Origin of the sequence: Acinetobacter sp. P8-3-8 (assembly GCF_000214135.1) — a bacterium.
Taxonomy (GTDB): domain Bacteria; phylum Pseudomonadota; class Gammaproteobacteria; order Pseudomonadales; family Moraxellaceae; genus Acinetobacter.
This window is the reverse complement of record NZ_AFIE01000113.1, coordinates 1-2,430: the sequence shown is the minus strand read 5'-3', so window position 1 is coordinate 2,430 and position 2,430 is coordinate 1. Positions and strand designations below refer to the sequence as shown.

At 34.4% G+C, this 2,430-nt stretch carries 4 protein-coding genes; all 4 read left to right on the top strand.

Annotation, left to right across the window (positions count from 1 at the left end):
• On the top strand, window positions 1-227 hold a 227-nt coding region (locus tag GGG_RS21105; protein ID WP_010117846.1), incomplete at its 5' end, for a hypothetical protein.
• Window positions 228-296: 69 nt separating this feature from the next.
• Window positions 297-635 carry a hypothetical protein gene (locus tag GGG_RS0118695; RefSeq protein ID WP_010117845.1) on the top strand — a complete coding sequence of 113 codons (339 nt, stop codon included), beginning with the start codon at window positions 297-299 and terminating at the stop codon, window positions 633-635.
• Between the two features lie 31 nt (window positions 636-666).
• Window positions 667-1,389 (top strand): hypothetical protein, encoded by a 723-nt coding sequence (locus tag GGG_RS0118690; protein ID WP_010117844.1) that lies wholly within the window; start codon window positions 667-669, stop codon window positions 1,387-1,389.
• Window positions 1,382-2,430, top strand: a 1,049-nt coding sequence (locus GGG_RS0118685; RefSeq protein ID WP_010117843.1) for a radical SAM protein, incomplete at its 3' end; no start/stop codon positions are given. The genes GGG_RS0118690 and GGG_RS0118685, both read left to right, overlap by 8 nt.

The window sequence follows — 2,430 nt, the reverse complement described above, 5'->3', positions numbered from 1 at the left end:
AAGCCTACGCCATCGTTTTAGACCACTCCCCTCGTGTTCGTATTACAAACAATACTTTTAACGGTTTTAAAGTCCCTATTCTCATGGATCAGTGGAGTTCTATTGTCGATGAAAAAGGTAAAGAAATTAAACCTGAAAATTTTACAGGCTACGGCAATGTTATAAATCCTAACAAATTCGCAGGCAATGTCACGATGAATCGGAAAGGTGAGATTGTGCTTAAATAATAGATTTCTTAAAATTGGTTTAAATAAATATTAAAAATATAGAAAAACCCATTGGTGGGATGTATCAAAATGAAAATAAATTGGATGCTCTTAGCGGGTGTAGCGCCATATCTTAGTGTACTGGCATACGATGTGTGGCTACATGTTAATCATCGCAAAGTACCGCCTAAAGAGCAACGTGCTCACGGTATATCCATTGTCTTATTTGGAGTTTTTTTTATCACATCTATTGTTGGCTTGCACAGGATTGCTGTAATAGCACTGGCCTGTGTCATTCCTGTGATGCTATATGATGAGATAGTTTTCCATAAACTGTTATCTAAACACGAACGTACTGTCCACAATCTCGCAGGAATATGCCTGCTAGGGTTTATTACAACATGGATCGTATCAATTTTTTATAATTAAACAACTTATTAAAAAAGTGTAGGGGGAAAGTATGTATCTGATATCACGTATTAAACAGTCTTTTCATCGAATGGTATGTGCTGATCCAACATTACATGGAGCAGTGCTTAATTTATACTTAAATGGTGAAGCATACCCTCAACGAGTACTTGACTATTTTCCATATTATGCAGCAAATACCGAAGAACTATCAAATAAAGTACAGCAACACATGCAAGATGAAGATAAACATGTTGCATTGTACAACAAAGCACTTATCAAAATAAGGCAGCCTATAGTAGAACTTCCAATTGAGAATTGCTTTAATCACATTATTCGTCAGTACATGGCAAACTCGTTTACCATAGATATTCAAAAAGATAACCGTGATCAGCAAACGCTTAAATTAGCTCATTTTTTAGCACATGCACACTTCTTAGAAAAAAGGGTAACACACTCTTTAGAGTATCATTTAGATGCTTGTTTAGTTACAAATAGCGAGCCTTATATTGCTAAGGCGGTACAAACGGTTCTTGATGATGAATTAAGACACGTAGAATATACGCGTCAAGCAGTATTTGAGCTTTTACCAGAGCAACTTGCCAAAGACATATTACAATCACATCAATATAGTGAAAAAGTTGCCAATTTAGATTTTTCATCCGCACAAGTTCAGCGCATGCTCAAAGATTACCACAATCATTTTTCGACTACTGAACATGCTTTGTATCGTATGTATTCTACATTCATGGTGATAGGAAAAAACTATGTATGATCTAAAAACAGGTATTCATTTAAGTACCATTCAAAAACAATTACAAGCGCTCTCATCTACTGATATTTATCAAAAATTTATGTTAAGTGATCAAGATATTCTCATTAAAACAACCATAAGTTTGTGTGATCAATGTAAAACATATACACCAGCATGCGTATTTGAGCATGACGAACAAGTAATGATCAAAAAACTATGTGATACTCATGGCATACGCCAAGCTGTTTTAGAAAATGATAAACGTTTTTATCGGCTATCCAATAAAGATCAATGGGGAAAATCATATAGTTTAAATCACAAAATTAACTTCCCTGTATTTAATTCTATAAGTAATTCAGCAAATGGTTGTTGTGATCCAACGACAGGATGTTGCCCATCAACTAAACAGACAAACAATAATCAAACATGGCGTGAAAGCTTTGCTGACCAAAGTGACAACAAAACATGTACTGTTTTAGTTGAAGTAACCAATGCATGTGATCTCGCTTGTCGAGTATGTTATGCCGATGCAAAAGGCGATAAGGTTATACCGCTAAACCAGTTTAAACGATATATGACAGACTTAATTTTGCTAAAAGAGCAAATCGATTCAGTTCAAATTACTGGAGGTGAAGCATTATTGCACCCTCAAATTTGGGATATTTTCGATTGGCTATACGCACAAAATCAAGTCAAAAAGATATATCTGCCAACAAATGGTATTCAATTATCAAAAGGTGAAACATATAAGAAATTATTACCTTATAAAAATAAATTATTAGTTTTATTACAATTTGATGGTGAAGAAATAGCGACAAATCAAGCACTACGTCATGCCAATCCTTTAAAAATACGACTTAAGATATTAAAAAATCTTAATCATATAGGGATTGCAATGCAATTGACGATGACTCTAAGTTATGGAGTGAGTGAGAAAGAAATTGCATGGGTTGTCAGTCAAGGTAAAAAATATAAAAATGTTCGATTAATTGCAATGCAACCCGCTTTTTTTGCAGGACGTTACGAATTACCCCATTACGCAAATGAACGTCTTACATTGTC